At 70.8% G+C, this 15718-nt stretch carries 11 protein-coding genes; 5 read left to right on the plus strand and 6 right to left on the minus strand.

The window, feature by feature from the left end:
• Positions 1-97: 97 nt before the first annotated feature.
• The 4 genes from OHA64_RS36205 (at position 98) to OHA64_RS36220 (ending at position 6028) form a co-directional block, all read left to right on the plus strand.
• Positions 98-898: an ATP-binding cassette domain-containing protein gene (locus tag OHA64_RS36205; RefSeq protein WP_405620468.1), complete on the plus strand. Its 801-nt coding sequence runs from the start codon at positions 98-100 to the stop codon at positions 896-898.
• Entirely contained in the window at positions 895-2190 is a 1296-nt protein-coding gene (locus OHA64_RS36210) for a sugar ABC transporter permease (RefSeq protein ID WP_405620470.1), read from the plus strand. Before OHA64_RS36205 ends, OHA64_RS36210 begins: the two co-directional genes overlap by 4 nt.
• Positions 2191-2413: 223 nt before the next feature.
• The gene (gene dxs, locus OHA64_RS36215; protein WP_405620472.1) at positions 2414-4375 is read left to right on the plus strand and encodes a 1-deoxy-D-xylulose-5-phosphate synthase; all 1962 of its coding nucleotides are present in this window, start codon (positions 2414-2416) and stop codon (positions 4373-4375) included.
• Between the two features lie 129 nt (positions 4376-4504).
• Positions 4505-6028, plus strand: coding sequence for an amino acid permease (locus tag OHA64_RS36220; RefSeq protein ID WP_405620474.1), 1524 nt, complete (start codon positions 4505-4507; stop codon positions 6026-6028).
• Between the two features lie 87 nt (positions 6029-6115).
• On the opposite strand, the gene OHA64_RS36225 is transcribed toward OHA64_RS36220, so the two are convergent.
• Together OHA64_RS36225 and OHA64_RS36230 are read right to left on the minus strand one after the other, a co-directional pair.
• On the minus strand, positions 6116-6490 hold the full coding sequence (locus tag OHA64_RS36225; protein WP_405620476.1) for an NTP pyrophosphohydrolase: 375 nt from the start codon (positions 6488-6490) through the stop codon (positions 6116-6118).
• Positions 6491-6569: 79 nt separating this feature from the next.
• Positions 6570-7457, minus strand: coding sequence for an NAD(P)-dependent oxidoreductase (locus tag OHA64_RS36230; RefSeq protein ID WP_405620478.1), 888 nt, complete (start codon positions 7455-7457; stop codon positions 6570-6572).
• Positions 7458-7608: 151 nt separating this feature from the next.
• On the opposite strand from OHA64_RS36230, the gene OHA64_RS36235 reads away from it, so the two are divergent.
• Positions 7609-8625, plus strand: coding sequence for a hypothetical protein (locus OHA64_RS36235; protein ID WP_405620480.1), 1017 nt, complete (start codon positions 7609-7611; stop codon positions 8623-8625).
• Positions 8626-8716: 91 nt separating this feature from the next.
• Here OHA64_RS36235 and OHA64_RS36240 read toward each other — a convergent pair whose 3' ends face one another.
• The 4 genes from OHA64_RS36240 to OHA64_RS36255 all read right to left on the minus strand — a co-directional run bounded on the left by OHA64_RS36240 (position 8717) and on the right by OHA64_RS36255 (position 15634).
• On the minus strand, positions 8717-10843 hold the full coding sequence (locus tag OHA64_RS36240; protein ID WP_405620482.1) for a 3-hydroxyacyl-CoA dehydrogenase NAD-binding domain-containing protein: 2127 nt from the start codon (positions 10841-10843) through the stop codon (positions 8717-8719).
• The gene (locus OHA64_RS36245; RefSeq protein WP_405620484.1) at positions 10840-12066 is read right to left on the minus strand and encodes a thiolase family protein; all 1227 of its coding nucleotides are present in this window, start codon (positions 12064-12066) and stop codon (positions 10840-10842) included. The genes OHA64_RS36240 and OHA64_RS36245 overlap by 4 nt, the downstream gene beginning before the upstream one ends.
• 119 nt (positions 12067-12185) lie before the next feature.
• Complete coding sequence (locus tag OHA64_RS36250; RefSeq protein ID WP_405620486.1) at positions 12186-13223, minus strand: LacI family DNA-binding transcriptional regulator; 1038 nt, start codon at positions 13221-13223, stop codon at positions 12186-12188.
• Positions 13220-15634, minus strand: a complete 2415-nt coding sequence (locus tag OHA64_RS36255; RefSeq protein ID WP_405620488.1) for a glycoside hydrolase family 2 protein — start codon at positions 15632-15634, stop codon at positions 13220-13222. Before OHA64_RS36255 ends, OHA64_RS36250 begins: the two co-directional genes overlap by 4 nt.
• Positions 15635-15718: the final 84 nt, after the last annotated feature.

Consider the following 15718-nt stretch of genomic DNA (forward strand, 5'->3'; position numbering starts at 1 on the left):
ACATCAGACAGCCCCGCAAGCTCGTCGCGGGGCGCCGGACGGAACATCCCCAGAGTCCTTTCTGCACAACCTCCCGCCGGGTCAGGCGGCGAAGGAGATGGTTCACGTGTCCGCTACGCCCGTGCTGGCGTTGCGCGGGGTCTCCAAGCGGTTCGGTGCCGTTCAGGCGCTCACCGACGTAGAGCTTGAGGTCCACGCCGGTGAGGTGGTCGCCCTCGTGGGCGACAACGGCGCCGGAAAGTCCACGCTGGTCAAGACGATCGCCGGCGTGCACCCCATCGATGAGGGCGTCATCGAGTGGGACGGCAGGTCCGTCCAGATCAACCGGCCGCACGACGCCCAGGCCCTGGGCATCGCGACGGTCTACCAGGACCTCGCGCTGTGCGACAACATCGACGTCGTCGGCAACCTCTTCCTCGGCCGCGAGGTGAGGAAGTGGGGCGTGCTCGACGAGGTCGAGATGGAGCGACGCTCCCAGGAACTGCTGCGGACGCTGTCCATCCGCATCCCCAGCGTCCGGATCCCGATCGCCTCGCTCTCCGGCGGTCAGCGTCAGACGGTGGCCATCGCCCGTTCCATGCTCGGCGAGCCCAAGCTGGTCATCCTGGACGAGCCCACCGCCGCCCTCGGCGTCGAGCAGACCGCGCAGGTCCTCGACCTCGTCGAGCGGCTGCGCGAGCGCGGCCACGCGGTGATCCTCATCAGCCACAACATGGCCGACGTCAAGGCGGTGGCCGACAAGGTCGCCGTGCTGCGCCTGGGCCGCAACAACGGTGTCTTCGAGGTCAAGACGACCTCGCAGGAGGAGATCATCTCCGCCATCACCGGTGCCACCGAAAATGCCGTGACCCGTCGTGCGGCGCGCACGACCAGCACGAGCGGGGAGGTTTCCAAGTGAGTATCGACAAGACCTCCGCGACAACGCAGGGCGACGTCGCCGTCGACAACCCCGATGCCGCCGCTGCCGCGGTGACCGCGGTCGACCCCCGGCTGCTCGTCCGCGAGCAGGGCCTGACGGGCTACATCGGTGAGTTCAAGCGCAAGATGAAGACCGGCGAGCTCGGCTCGATCCCGGTCGTCATCGGCCTGATCGTCATCTGCGTCGTCTTCCAGAGCCTGAACTCCAACTTCCTGTCCGCGCAGAACCTGAGCGACATCACCGTCACCATGGTCGGCACGGGCATGATCTCCGTCGGCATCGTCTTCGTGCTGCTGCTCGGCGAGATCGACCTGTCGGTCGGCTCGGTCAGCGGCGCGGCCAGTGCCATCGCGGCCGTCCTGGCGGTCAACCAGGGTTGGCCCGAGTGGTTGGCGGTGCTCGTCGCCGTCGCCGCGGGCGCGGCCATCGGCGCGGCGCACGGTTTCTTCTTCGCGGTGCTCGGCGCTCCCGCCTTCGCCGTGACCCTGGCCGGCCTGCTGTTCTGGCTGGGCTTCATGCTCAAGATCCTGGGCGAGAACGGCACGATCAACCTCGACAGTGAGGGGCTGATCGGCAAGCTGACCACGTACTTCTTCGCGGACGTGGCCGCCGCGTACGTGCTGGCCGCCGTGGTCGTCGCGGTGTTCTTCCTCACCTCGTTCCTGGGCAACCGGCGCCGGGAGGCCGTGGGTATCCCGTCCCGGCCGCTCAGCGACACGCTCGCGCGGACGGTCCTGCTGGCCGTGGTCGCCTTCGCGGCGGCGTACATGTACAACCAGTACAAGGGCCTGCCGCTGGCCACAGTGGTCTTCCTGGTGTTCCTGATCGCGACCGACTTCCTGCTGCGTCGCACCGCCTACGGTCGCAAGATCTTCGCGCTCGGCGGCAGCGTCGAGGCGTCCCGGCGTGCGGGCATCAACGTCACCGCGGTCCGGGTCTCGGTCTTCGCGATCTCCGGCGGCTTCGCGGCGATCGGCGGTCTGTTCCTGGCGTCGAAGATCGCGTCGGCCAACCAGAGCGCCGGCACCGGTGACCTGCTGATGAACGCGATCGCCGCGGCCGTCATCGGCGGCACCTCGCTGTTCGGTGGCCGTGGCCGGACCTGGAACGCGCTCCTCGGTGTGCTGGTGATCGTCTCGATCCAGTACGGCCTCCAGCTGGAGTCCATCGCCGAGCCGGTCAAGTACATGATCACCGCGGCGGTCCTGCTGACCACGGTCGTCATCGACTCGGTCACCCGCAAGACACAGAAGACCGCGGGTCGCGCGTAACCGGCGGACGACCGCGGGTCGTGCGTCACCGCACGAACTCCTGTGCCCGGCACCCATGGTGGTGCCGGGCACAGTCATGTCGTAGGAACGGCACATCTTGGGTACAGCTACAGCCGATCGCGTGACCTATCACGCACCGCCCGGGCGTCGGCCGCACAGCCGGAACATTAGACTCGACGAGCCCGGCAACAGCTCGATCAGCTCTACTTGCAAGGAGGTACGGGTGCCGCTGCTGACCCGCATCAGGGGACCGCGCGATCTGGACCGGCTCAGCCTGGAGCAGCTGAACCAGCTGGCCGGGGAGATCCGGAACTTCCTCGTCGACGCCGTGTCCAAGACCGGCGGCCACCTCGGCCCCAACCTCGGTGTGGTCGAGCTCACCATCGCCCTGCACCGGGTGTTCGAATCGCCCAAGGACAAGGTGCTCTGGGACACCGGCCACCAGTCCTACGTGCACAAGCTGCTCACCGGCCGTCAGGACTTCTCCAGGCTGAAGATGAAGGGCGGTCTGTCGGGCTACCCCTCGCAGGCCGAGTCCGAGCACGACGTCATCGAGAACAGCCACGCCTCCACGGTTCTCGGCTGGGCCGACGGCATCGCCAAGGCCAACCAGATCCTCGACCGCGAGGACCACGTGGTCGCCGTGATCGGCGACGGCGCCCTCACCGGAGGGATGGCCTGGGAGGCGCTCAACAACATCGCCGACGCCAAGGACCGCCCACTGGTCATCGTCGTCAACGACAACGAGCGGTCGTACGCGCCGACCATCGGCGGCCTCGCCAACCACCTCGCGACCCTGCGGACCACCGACGGGTACGAGCGCTTCCTGGCCCGCGGCAAGGACCTCCTGGAGCGCACCCCGGTCGTCGGCAGGCCCCTCTACGAGACCCTCCACGGCGCCAAGAAGGGCCTCAAGGACTTCATCGCGCCCCAGGGCATGTTCGAGGACCTCGGCCTGAAGTACGTCGGCCCGATCGACGGCCACGACATCGAGGCCCTGGAGTCGGCGCTGGCCCGTGCCAAGCGCTTCGGCGGACCAGTCATCGTGCACTGCCTCACCGAGAAGGGCCGCGGCTATCAGCCCGCCCTCCAGGACGAGGCCGACCGCTTCCACGGCATCGGCCCCATCCACCCGGACACGGGCCTGCCGGTCAAGGCCTCGGGCGCCGACTGGACCTCCGTCTTCGGAGACGAGATGGTCCGGCTCGGCAAGGAGCGCGAGGACATCGTCGCGATCACCGCGGCGATGCTGCAGCCCGTCGGCCTGAAGAAGTTCGCGGACGCCTTCCCGGACCGCATCTACGACGTCGGCATCGCGGAACAGCACGCCGCCGTCTCCGCCGCGGGCCTGGCCAAGGGCGGGGTGCATCCGGTCTTCGCGGTGTACGCCACATTCCTCAATCGTGCCTTCGACCAGGTCCTGATGGACGTCGCCCTCCACAAGTGCGGTGTGACGTTCGTACTGGACCGGGCCGGCGTCACCGGCACCGACGGCGCCTCCCACAACGGCATGTGGGACATGTCGATCCTCCAGGTGGTGCCGGGCCTCAGGCTGTCCGCCCCGCGCGACGCCGACCAGGTCCGCGCCCAGCTCCGCGAGGCCGTGGCCGTCGACGACGCGCCGACCGTGGTCCGCTTCTCCAAGGGCGCCGTCGGCCCCGCCGTACCGGCCGTGGGACGCGTCGGCGGCATGGACGTGCTGCGCGAGCCGGGCACCGACACCCCCGACGTCCTCCTCGTCTCGGTGGGCGCCCTCGCGCCGATGTGCCTGGAGATCGCGAACCTGCTCGACAAGCAGGGGATCTCCACCACCGTCGTCGACCCGCGCTGGGTCAAACCCGTCGACGAGGCCATGGCCCCGCTCGCCGAGCGGCACCGCGTGGTCGTCACCGTCGAGGACAACTCCCGCGTCGGCGGCGTCGGCTCGACGATCGCGCAGGCCCTGCGGGACGCGGGCGTCGACGTGCCGCTGCGCGACTTCGGCATCCCGCCCCGCTTCCTCGACCACGCCTCCCGGGCCGAGGTGATGACGGAGATCGGGCTGACCGCACCCGACATCGCCCGCCAGGTCACCGGCCTGGTCTCGAAGCTGGACGGCATCCCCCACTCCCGGCTTCGCCCGAACGAGGGGACCCCCGTCGGGAGCACGACCGAGGTCGAATCGGTGGAGCCCGCCCGCGACTGACCCGCCCGAACGGGCCTGTCATCTCACTCCTGCCAGTGGGATGACCGGCCCGTTCGCGTGAATGCGCCCGCGCTGGGCATACGCACTACGCCCCCTCTCATCGAGGACGACCCAGCGTGGGAGGTACCCGTGAGCAGCACCCTCTTCCGGACGAAGAAGGTCGAGCAGTCCATCCTCGATACCGAGGAACCCGAGCACGCGCTGAAGAAATCCCTCTCCGCGCTGGATCTGACCGTCTTCGGCGTCGGTGTCGTCATCGGCACCGGCATCTTCGTCCTGACCGGCACGGTGGCCAAGGACAACGCCGGTCCCGCCACCGCACTGGCCTTCGTCGTGGCCGGTGTCGTCTGCGCGCTCGCCGCGCTCTGCTACGCCGAGTTCGCCTCCGCCGTCCCGGTGGCCGGCTCCGCGTACACCTTCTCGTACGCCTCGCTCGGTGAACTGCCCGCCTGGATCATCGGCTGGGACCTGGTCCTGGAGTTCGCGCTCGGCACCGCGGTGGTCGCCGTCGGCTGGTCCGGCTACATCGCCTCGCTGCTGGACAACGCGGGCTGGCACCTGCCGGCGGCGCTCAGCGGAAGAGAGGGAGCCGACGGCTTCGGCTTCGACATCCTCGCCGCCGCCCTCGTCCTGGTGCTCACGGCCGTCCTCGTCGTCGGCACGAAGCTCTCCGCGCGGGTCACCGCCGTCGTGGTCGCCATCAAGGTGGCCGTCGTCCTGACCGTGATCGTCGCGGGCGCCTTCCTCATCGACGGCGACAACTACGACCCGTTCATCCCCAAGGCGCAGACCGTGGAGGCGGGCGGTGGTCTCGACTCCCCGCTCATCCAGCTGATGTTCGGCTGGGCTCCCTCCAACTTCGGTGTGATGGGCATCTTCACCGCCGCCTCGGTCGTCTTCTTCGCGTTCATCGGCTTCGACGTGGTGGCCACCGCCGCGGAGGAGACCCGTCACCCGCAGCGCGACATGCCCCGCGGCATCCTCGGCTCGCTCCTCATCTGCACCACCCTGTACGTCCTCGTGTCGATCGTGGTGACCGGCATGCAGCACTACACCAAGCTGTCCGTGGACGCCCCGCTGGCGGACGCGTTCAAGGCCACCGGGCATCCCTGGTTCGCGGGCTTCATCAGCTTCGGCGCCGCGGTCGGTCTGACGACGGTCTGCATGATCCTGCTGCTCGGTCAGACCCGGGTCTTCTTCGCGATGAGCCGCGACGGGCTGCTGCCCCGTCTGTTCTCCCACGTCCACCCGCGGTTCAAGACCCCGCACCGCCCGACCATCCTGCTCGGCGTGATCATCGCGATCCTCGCCGGCTTCACCAGCCTGAGCGAGCTCGCCGCGCTGGTGAACATCGGCACGCTGTTCGCGTTCATCGTCGTCGCCATCGGGGTGATCATCCTCCGCAGGACCCGCCCCGATCTGCCCCGCACCTTCCGCACCCCGTTGGTGCCCGTCCTGCCGATCGTGTCGGTGGTCGCCTCCCTGTGGCTGATGCTGAACCTGCCGGCCGAGACCTGGCTGCGCTTCGGCATCTGGATGGCCGTCGGCTTCGCCGTGTACTTCCTCTACGGCCGCGGCCACAGCCGTCTCGGACTGCAACAGCGGGCCACCGCCGACCAGGCGGCGAAGCCGCCGCACGGCACCGCGGAGTAGCCGACGCGGAGTGGCCGACGCGGAGTAACCAACCGGCTCCGGCGAAGTGGCGGGCCGGGCCGAGGGCGGTGGTGCCGACGTGCACGGTCAGGACGGCCTGACCGTGCGCGGCCCCGCCACCTCCGCCCCCAACTCGCCCACCCTGCGCCTGAGTTCACGATCCGCCGTGACGACCAGCACGGTGCGCCCGTCGGCCCGCGCCACCAGCTCGACCATGTGGTCGTCCCCGCTGCCGGGCGCCGCCTCGACCCGTACCCCCGGCACCGGCTCCACACCACGCGCCGCGCCCTCGACCACGAGAACGATCTCCACGGGGCCGGAACGCCCCGGTACGCCGTCCGCCGCCAGGCGGTCCCGCAGCCGTTCCGCGGCCCCTCGCCGGTCCCGCCACCAACCGTCGGGCACCGACCCGACGACGTTCGCGGCGTCCACGATCACCAGCAGCGGGGCGTTGTCGTCCATGCGGCCAGGGTGCCACGCGCCGCGCCCCGGGTCCTACGCCCCGGCCAGCGCGGGGCCGCCCCGTCGGCCCCCTCAGGTCTCAGGCTTCCTTCTCGTCGAAACTGGCGAAGTAGGCGGCGACCATGTCCTCGTCGGCGTGCCCCTGCGCGGCGGCCCGCTCCAGCCGCTCCGCGCTCGCGGCGGCCACGTCGAGCCGTACGCCGCTCAGCTCGCCGGCCCGGACGATGAGCCGGGCGTCCTTGGCGGCCGTGGAGACCGCGAACTGGGCGGGCGTGAGCCGGTCGTCGAGCACGAGCTGAGACTTGGCCCGCAGATAGCCCATGTCGAGCGGGCCGCCGGCGATGGCCTCGAAGAAGCTCTGCGGGTCCACGCCGAGTGCCTGGGACAGGGCCAGCACCTCACCGGCGGCCGCGGTGGCGGCGATGACCCAACTGTTGGCCACCAGCTTCAGCCGGGTCGCGCTGCCCTGGGCGCCGTCCTCGCCGGTCCACACAGTGCGGGCGCCGACCGCGTCCAGGACGGGAGCCACCGCGTCGCGGCCTCCGACGGGCCCGGCGGCCAGCACGAGCAGTTGTCCGGCCTCGGCGGGCTCGCGGGTGCCCAGCACCGGCGCGTCGAAGAAGACCAGCCGGTGCGCGCGGGCGAAGTCGGCCAGTTCGCCGATCATCTCGATGCCGGCGGTCGTCGACTGGAGCCAGGCGGCCCCCGGACGCAGGGCGGACGCCGCCTGGCCCATGACGTCGAGGGCGGCGGGACCGTCGTACAGCATGGTGAGGACGACATCGGCGTCCCGGACGGCCTCGGCCGGGGTGTCGGTGACCGTGATGCCGTCGGCGCCGAGCGGCTCGGCCTTGTCGCGGGTGCGGTTCCAGGCCCGGACGGTGTGCCCCGCGCGGGCCAGGTTGCGGGCCATCGCGGCTCCCATGATCCCGGTGCCCAGGACGCTTACGGTGACGCTGTCGGTCATGACGTCGACTTCCTGTTCTCGTACGGCGGTTCTCGTACGGCGGTTCTCGCTGAGGACCAGCCTGCCCGTTCACGGCGACGACAGCCCGCGGGGGCGACGCCTGTCAGGGGGTGGAACGCGCCGGGTCCCCACCTCCGCTTAGAGTGAACCGGTGAACGGCGACTGGCTCATACGCGGCCGTGACGGCCGGCTCAGCGTGTATCTGCCCGCGGATGACGCCGTCCTGTGCCGGGCCGAGCGCGGCCCGGACGGCCCGTGGGACGCTCCCCGCCGGGTGGGCGGCGACCAGCGGCTGCAGCCCGTGCTCGCGGTCGGGCAGGGCGGCGACGGCTACGCCCATCTGGCCGCCTGGCGGACCGTCAAGCCCGGTCAGTCGGCCCTGGTGCACTCGACGCACTTCCGGCCCCGCCTCGCGGCCCTCGACTGGAGTCCGATCGGGCACCCCGACAAGGCGGGCGAGCGCACCGGCGTACCCGCCGTCGCGGTCGACGCCCAGGGCCGCGCCCATGTCTTCGTCCGCAACAAGGGCGGCGGGGTGAGCATGGTCGCGCAGAAGGAGAAGGGCGGCTGGAACCCCTGGCGCGACCTCAAGGGGCGTGACACGCAGGACGAGTTGGCGGCGGTGACGGGGGAGTCCGGACGCGTCGAGCTGTACGCGGCCACGTCCGGCGGGATGTCGCACTGGCGTCAGGAGGAGGCGGGCGCCCAGCCGGTCCTGGGGGAGACGATCGAGACCCCGGTCCGTCCCGGCACCCTGCGCGCCCTGGCCACCTCCCCGGACAGCAGCACGCTCTTCTTCACGGACGTCTCCGGTGACCTGTGCGCCTGGCGTCCGGGCGCCAAGCCCGTCACCCTGCTGGCCTCCGCCGGTCCCGGCCCGGTCGCCGCCGTACGCTGCGAACTCGACGGCCACGACTGCACGTTGCTCGCCCAGCGCTCCGCGAGCGGCCGGATCGCCTTCGCCGCGTACCCCACCGAGCAGGAGTCGGCCGGCGCCTGGTGGACCGAGTCGGGGCCCCAACTCCCCCTGGACTCAGAGGTGTCGCTGGCCGTGGACGAGGACGACCGGGTGGTCGCGGCCACCCTCTCCCCGTCCACCGGACACCTGTTGCTGACCCGGCGCAAGGACGAGCCGGGGCTGGCCCTGGAGGCCTGGCGGCCGGTGTGACGTCCCGGGACAGGGGATTGCACGCCACGAGAGAGGGGGGTGGGACGCATGGATGGTCACCATGCGTCCCACCCCCCTCAGGGGTATCGCGTTACGCCGGGACGCTCGCCACGCCCGGGGCCAGGAAGGCCTTGCCGTTCACGCGCTCGGAGACACCCTCGCGGTCCAGGTACGGCGTGATGCCGCCCAGGTGGAAGGGCCAGCCGGCACCCGTGATCAGGCAGAGGTCGATGTCCTGGGCCTCGGCGACGACGCCCTCGTCGAGCATGAGCCCGATCTCCTGCGCCACGGCGTCGAGGACGCGCTCGCGGACCTGCTCCTCGGTGAGGACACTGTCGCCCTGCTTCAGCAGCGCGGCGACCTCCGGGTCCAACTCCGGCTTGCCGCTGTCGTAGACGTAGAAGCCACGCTTGCCCGCCTTGACGACGGCCGCGAGGTTCTCGGAGACCGTGAAGCGGTCGGGGAAGGCCCGGTTGAGCGTCTCGGAGACGTGCAGGCCGATCGCCGGGCCGACCAACTCCAGGAGCACCAGCGGGGACATCGGCAGTCCGAGCGGCTCGACGGCCTTCTCGGCGACCTCGACCGGGGTGCCCTCGTCGATGACGTTCTGGATCTCGCCCATGAAGCGGGTCAGGATGCGGTTGACCACGAACGCCGGGGCGTCCTTCACCAGAACCGCCGTCTTCTTCAGCTTCTTGGCGACACCGAACGCGGTGGCCAGCGAGGCGTCGTCGGTCTGCTCGCCGCGGACGATCTCGAGCAGCGGGAGGATCGCCACCGGGTTGAAGAAGTGGAAGCCCACGACCCGCTCGGGGTTCTTCAGCTTCGAGGCCATCTCGGTGACCGACAGCGAGGAGGTGTTGGTGGCGAGGATCGCGTGCGCCGGGGCGACCGCCTCGACCTCAGCGAACACCTGCTGCTTGACACCGATCTCCTCGAACACGGCCTCGATGATGAAGTCCGCGTCCGCGAAGCCCTCGGCCTTGTCCAGCACACCGGAGACCAGGGCCTTGAGGCGGTTGGCCTTGTCCTGGTTGATGCGGGCCTTGCCGAGCAGCTTGTCGATCTCGGCGTGGACGTAGCCCACACCCTTGTCGACGCGCTCCTGGTCGATGTCGGTCAGGACGACCGGCACCTCGAGGCGGCGCAGGAACAGCAGCGCGAGCTGCGAGGCCATCAGACCGGCGCCGACGACACCCACCTTGGTGACCGGGCGGGCCAGCGACTTGTCCGGCGCACCGGCCGGGCGCTTGGCGCGCTTCTGCACCAGGTTGAACGCGTAGATGCCGGACCGCAGTTCGCCACCCATGATCAGGTCGGCGAGCGCCTTGTCCTCGGCGTCGTACCCCTGCTGGAGGTCGCCGTTCTTGGCGGCGGCGATGATGTCGAGGGCGCGGTAGGCGGCCGGAGCGGCCCCGTGCACCTTGCTGTCCGCGATGAAGCGGCCCTTGGCGACGGCCTGGTCCCAGGCCTCGCCGCGGTCGATCACCGGGCGCTCGACCTCGACGTCGCCCTTGAGGACCTGGGCGGTCCAGATCAGCGACTGCTCCAGGAAGTCGGCGCCCTCGAAGATCGCGTCGGCGATCCCGAGGTCGAAGACCTGCTGACCCTTGAGCTGCTTGTTCTGGTTGAGCGAGTTCTCGATGATCACCGAGACGGCCTTGTCGGCGCCGATCAGGTTCGGCAGCAGGGTGCAGCCGCCCCAGCCGGGGACCAGACCGAGGAAGACCTCGGGGAGGGAGAACGCCGGAAGCGCCTTGGAGACGGTCCGGTACTCGCAGTGCAGGCCGACCTCGACGCCGCCGCCCATCGCCGCGCCGTTGTAGTACGCGAAGGTCGGCACCGCGATGCCGGCCAGCCGCTTGAAGACCTCGTGGCCGCCCTTGCCGATGGCCAGCGCGTCCTTGTGCTCCTTCAGCAGCTCGACGCCCTTGAGGTCGGCGCCGACGGCGAAGATGAACGGCTTGCCGGTGATGCCGACACCGACGATCTCGCCGGCCGCGGCCTCCTTCTCGACCTGGTCGATGGCGGTGTCGAGGTTCGCCAGCGACGCCGGACCGAAGGTGGTCGGCTTGGTGTGGTCGAAGCCGTTGTCCAGCGTGATGAGCGCGAACCGGCCCGCACCGAACGGCAGGTCGAGGTGGCGTACGTGCGCCGACGTCACGACCTCGTCGGGGAACAGCTCGGCCGCGCCCTTCAGGAGTTCAGTGGTGCTCACTTGTCGCCTCCGGCGTCCTTGTGGTGCGGGTTCTCCCAGATGACCGTCGCGCCCATGCCGAAGCCGACGCACATGGTGGTGAGGCCGTAACGGACCTCCGGCTGCTCCTCGAACTGGCGGGCCAGCTGCGTCATCAGACGGACGCCGGAGGAGGCCAGCGGGTGGCCGTACGCGATGGCTCCGCCGTACTGGTTGACGCGGGCGTCGTCGTCCGCGATGCCGTAGTGCTCCAGGAAGGCCAGGACCTGGACCGCGAAGGCCTCGTTGATCTCGAAGAGGTTGATGTCCTCGATCGACAGACCGGCCTGGGCGAGGGCCTTCTCGGTGGCCGGGATCGGGCCGTAGCCCATGACCTCCGGCTCGACACCCGCGAAGGCGTAGGAGACCAGGCGCATCTTCACCGGCAGGTTGTGCTCGCGGGCGAAGTCCTCGCTGGCGATGATCGACGCGGTGGCGCCGTCGTTCAGACCGGCCGCGTTGCCGGCGGTGACCCGGCCGTGCACGCGGAACGGGGTCTTGAGGCCGGAGAGGTTCTCCAGCGTGGTGCCCGGTCGCATCGGCTCGTCGGCGGTGACCAGACCCCAGCCCGTCTCACCGGCCTCGGCGTTGGTGCGGCGCACCGAGATCGGGACCAGGTCGGCCTGGATCTTGCCGTTGGCGTACGCCTTCGCGGCCTTCTCCTGCGAGCGCACCGCGTACTCGTCGGCGCGCTCCTTGGTGATGGTCGGGTAGCGGTCGTGCAGGTTCTCGGCGGTCATGCCCATGAACAGGGCGGACTCGTCGACCAGCTTCTCGCTGACGAAGCGGGGGTTCGGGTCCACGCCCTCGCCCATCGGGTGGCGGCCCATGTGCTCGACACCACCGGCGATGACGGCGTCGTAGGCGCCGAACGCGATGGAGCCCGCGGTGCTGGTGACGGCCGTGAGCGCACCGGCGCACATGCGGTCGATCGAGTAGCCGGGGACCGACTGGGGGAGACCGGCGAGGATGCCGGCCGTGCGGCCCAGCGTCAGGCCCTGGTCGCCGATCTGCGTGGTCGCGGCGATGGCGACCTCGTCGATCTTCTTCGGGTCGAGGCCGGGGTTGCGGCGCAGCAGCTCCCGGATCGCCTTCACGACGAGGTCGTCGGCCCGGGTCTCGTGGTAGATGCCCTTCGGGCCCGCCTTGCCGAACGGGGTGCGGACGCCGTCGACGAAGACGACGTCCTTGACGGTACGAGGCACGATGGCTCTCCTCCAGGGTGCGGGATCGGCACTGCTGCGATGCGCTGAGCGCGCGCTCAGTACCCATGCTACTTATGAGTAACGTAGCTGCACAGCCCCCCCGCCCCAAGCGGCGAACGTCACACTTTCGGCGGCGCCGTCGAGCCCCGCGGAGTCAGTACCGGAGTGGGCACGGGATGGGACCCCGGGCCCTCTCCCATGATCACCCCGAACAGCGTCCGGGCCGCCTCCGCCCCGAAACCGTGCACGTCATGGCTCATCGCGGAGAGCGTCGGATGCGTGAGCCGGCACAACTGGGAGTCGTCCCAGGCGAGCAGGGAGACGTCGTCCGGCACGCTCAGCCCCATCTCGGCGGCCACCGAGAGCCCCGCCACGGCCATGATGTCGTTGTCGTACACGATGGCGGTCGGCCGGTCCGGGGGCGCCGCCGTCAGCAGCGCCCGCGTCGCCCGCGCCCCCGCCTCCCCGGAGTAGTCCGTGGCCACCTGCCGCGCCCCGGCCAGCTTCAGCGCGCGGGCCGCCTCGTCGAAGGCGGCGGTACGCATGGAGGTGTGCCCGAGGGCCGCCGCGCCCCCGACCCGGGCGATCCGCCGGTGCCCGAGCGCGGCGAGATAGCGCACCGCCTCCGTCACGGCGTCGGCGTCCTCGGTCCACACGGAGGTGAGGCCACCGGTCAGCGAGGGGTGCCCGACGGCGACCGCCGGCATCCCGAGCCGCTCGACCCCGGCCACCCGGGGATCGTCCGCGCGGAAGTCGACGAGGATGGATCCGCCGATCTGCCGCCCCCGCCACCAGGTCTCCTGGAGCCCGACCTCCTCCTCCACGCTCCGCACCAGCCGCAGCAGCAACGAGCAGGAACGCTCGATCAGGACGCTCTCCACCCCCGAGACGAAGTCCATGTAGAAGGGTTCCAGGCCGAGCAGCCGGGCGGGCCGGCAGATCGCCAGCCCCACCACGTCCACCCGCGACCCGGCCAGCGTCCGGGCGGTCGGGCTCGGCGCCCACCCCAGTTCCCGCGCCGCCTCGAAGATCCGGTCCCGGGTCGCCTCCGACAGGCCCGGCTTGTGGTTGAAGGCGAGGGACACGGCCCCCTTGGACACGCCGGCGCGCGCGGCGACGTCCTTGATGGTGACGCGGGAGGCCGACTGGGCTGTCATCGATGGGGCTCCATGCAGTACAAGGCTTCGCGGGCGGCGGCTGCGTCCCGACCGTCCCGAGCCTTCCACCCCCGCACACCGATGGTCACCCGTTCACCGGGCAACAGCGTGAGGCGCCCCCGGTCGGCCCACGCCGCCGGATCCAGCCGGTCGGCCTGGAGCAGCAGATCCCGTACCAGGGTGCGCGCCGTCACCTCGATCCCGCCCGGCACCAGCGCGACGTCGAACTGCGGCCGGGGATAAGGGATCTCGCGGTCCACGGCCGGGAAGTGCAGGGCTCGCAGCGCTTCCCCGGTCTCGGCGTCGCTCGAGCGGGGGGACCCCCATGCGTCCGCGACCAGGAACTCCTTGGGGCCCACGGGCTCCAGCTCCCGCGGCACCCCGAAGTCCGCCACCGACCGCGCCCCGGCCGTGAAGCTCACGCTCGCCGTGCCGATCACCAGCCCCTCGACGGACATCCGCCGCAGGGTCAGGGTGCCGGACCACGCCTGCGCCGACTGGTTGACGGCGGCCGACACCAGGCCCCGCTCCCGCGCCTGAAGGGTGAGCAGCCGGTCCGCGTACAGCCGCCGCAGCTCGTGGTACAGCGGCTTCTCACGGCCGTCCCCGTCGATCGCCGCCCATGACGTCACCGGCCAGCAGTCGTTGAGCTGCCAGACCACCGTTCCCGCGCACACCGGCCAGTGCGACCGCCAGTGCTCGATCCCGGCGGCGACCGCGCGGGCCTGGTTGATCTGCGTGAGGTAGTGCCAGCGGTCGAAGTCCCCCTCGGGCAGGGCGAAATGACGGGCCAGCCCGCGCTCCAGCTTGCCGTTGCCGTCGTCGGCCTTCTGGTGGTGCAGCATCCCGGGGGAGTCGGGGGCGAGCTCCTCACCCGGAAGCGCGCGCCGCAGGGTGGCGTACGCGGGCGGCGCCTGCCATCCGAACTCGGCGACGAAACGCGGCACGTTCGCGCGGTAGTCCGCGTAGTCCTCCCGGTTCCACACCTCCCACGAGTGGTGCGTACCGTGCGCCGGATCGTTCGGATGGTGCTCCCACGACCCGGACCAGGGACTGCCCGCCGCGTACGGCCGTGTCGGATCCAACTCGGCCACCACCCGCGGCAGTACGCCCAGGTAGTACCCCTCGCCCCAGGAGTCCCCGGCCAGCCGCTCCTCCCACCCCCAGTCCCTGAAGCCCCACAGGTTCTCGTTGTTGCCGTTCCACAGGACCAGCGAGGGATGCGGCATCAGCCGTACGACGTTCTCGCGGGCCTCCGCCTCCACCTCGCCGCGCAGCGGCTGCTCCTCCGGGTAGGCCGCACACGCGAACGGGAAGTCCTGCCAGACCAGCAGCCCGAGTTCGTCGCAGGCGTCGTAGAAGTCCTCGCTCTCGTAGATCCCGCCGCCCCACACGCGCACCAGGTCCACACCGGCGTCGGCCGCCTGCCGCAGCCGCTCCCGGTAGCGGTCCCGGCCGATCCGGGACGGGAAGACGTCGTCCGGGATCCAGTTCACGCCCCGCGCGAACAGCCGCTCCCCGTTGACGACGAGGGTGAAACCGGTGCCGTGCGGGTCGGGCCGGCGGTCCAGCTCGACGGTCCTGAAACCGATCCGGCGCCGCCACACGTCCAGCGGGCGGTCCTCGTGAAGGAGCGTCAACTCGACGTCGTACAGCGGCTGTTCACCGTAACCACGCGGCCACCACAGTCGTACGTCAGGCACCTCGATCCGCACGGTCCCGGTCGTCCCGTCGATCTCCGCACGCGCCCGCACCCCGCCGACCGTCGCCTCCAGCGCGAGTTCCGCCTCGACCCGGGAGCGCTCGACGTCCACGCGCACCTCGACCCGCCCCAGACCGTCCTCGACGGTCACCAGCGGGCGCACCCGCGCGATCCTGGCCGTCGACCACCGCTCCAGCCGCACCGGCCGCCAGATCCCGGCCGTCACCAGGGTCGGCCCCCAGTCCCAGCCGAAGGAGCAGGCCATCTTGCGGATGTACTGGTACGGCTCGGCATAGGCGGCGGGCCGCTCGCCCAACTGCCCGCGCACGGCCTCCGTCTCGGCGTACGCGGAGGCGAACCGCACCGACAGCCGCCCGCCGAGGCCGGTCACGTCGAAGCGGTACGAGCGGTGCATGTTCCGGGTCCGGCCGAGGGGCCGGCCGTCGAGCAGAACCTCCGCGACGGTGTCGAGGCCGTCGAAGACAAGGTCGGTCTGCTCGTGCCCGTTCGTCGCCGCCAGGTCCCTCTCGTACGTCCACTCCCGTCGTCCCACCCAAGCGACCTCGGTCTCGCCCTGTCCGAGGAACGGGTCCGGGATCACCCCCGCCGCCAGCAGATCGGTGTGCACGCAACCCGGCACGGTCGCCGGGAGCCGGTCCCCCTCATGCTTCAGGATCCAGTCCTCGGTGAGCGGTGTGGCCTCCAGCATGCGCACTCCCTAAACCGGTCTACCCCAGCATTGAGCGCCACTTCTTCATCGTTGGCGGGAATGGGACTTTACCGGTTGAGAAAG

Origin of the sequence: Streptomyces sp. NBC_00076 (genome assembly GCF_045041235.1) — a bacterium.
In the GTDB taxonomy this organism is placed as follows: Bacteria; Actinomycetota; Actinomycetes; order Streptomycetales; family Streptomycetaceae; genus Streptomyces.

Excerpts from the sequence above, each read along its gene's own strand:
- OHA64_RS36205 (WP_405620468.1), top strand. The coding sequence starts at position 98 with ATGGTTCACGTGTCCGCTACGCCCGTGCTGGCGTTGCGCGGGGTCTCC.
- OHA64_RS36225 (WP_405620476.1), bottom strand. The coding sequence starts at position 6,490 with ATGGACGACAACGCCCCGCTGCTGGTGATCGTGGACGCCGCGAACGTC.
- OHA64_RS36230 (WP_405620478.1), bottom strand. The coding sequence starts at position 7,457 with ATGACCGACAGCGTCACCGTAAGCGTCCTGGGCACCGGGATCATGGGA.
- OHA64_RS36250 (WP_405620486.1), bottom strand. The coding sequence starts at position 13,223 with ATGACAGCCCAGTCGGCCTCCCGCGTCACCATCAAGGACGTCGCCGCG.
- OHA64_RS36255 (WP_405620488.1), bottom strand. The coding sequence starts at position 15,634 with ATGCTGGAGGCCACACCGCTCACCGAGGACTGGATCCTGAAGCATGAG.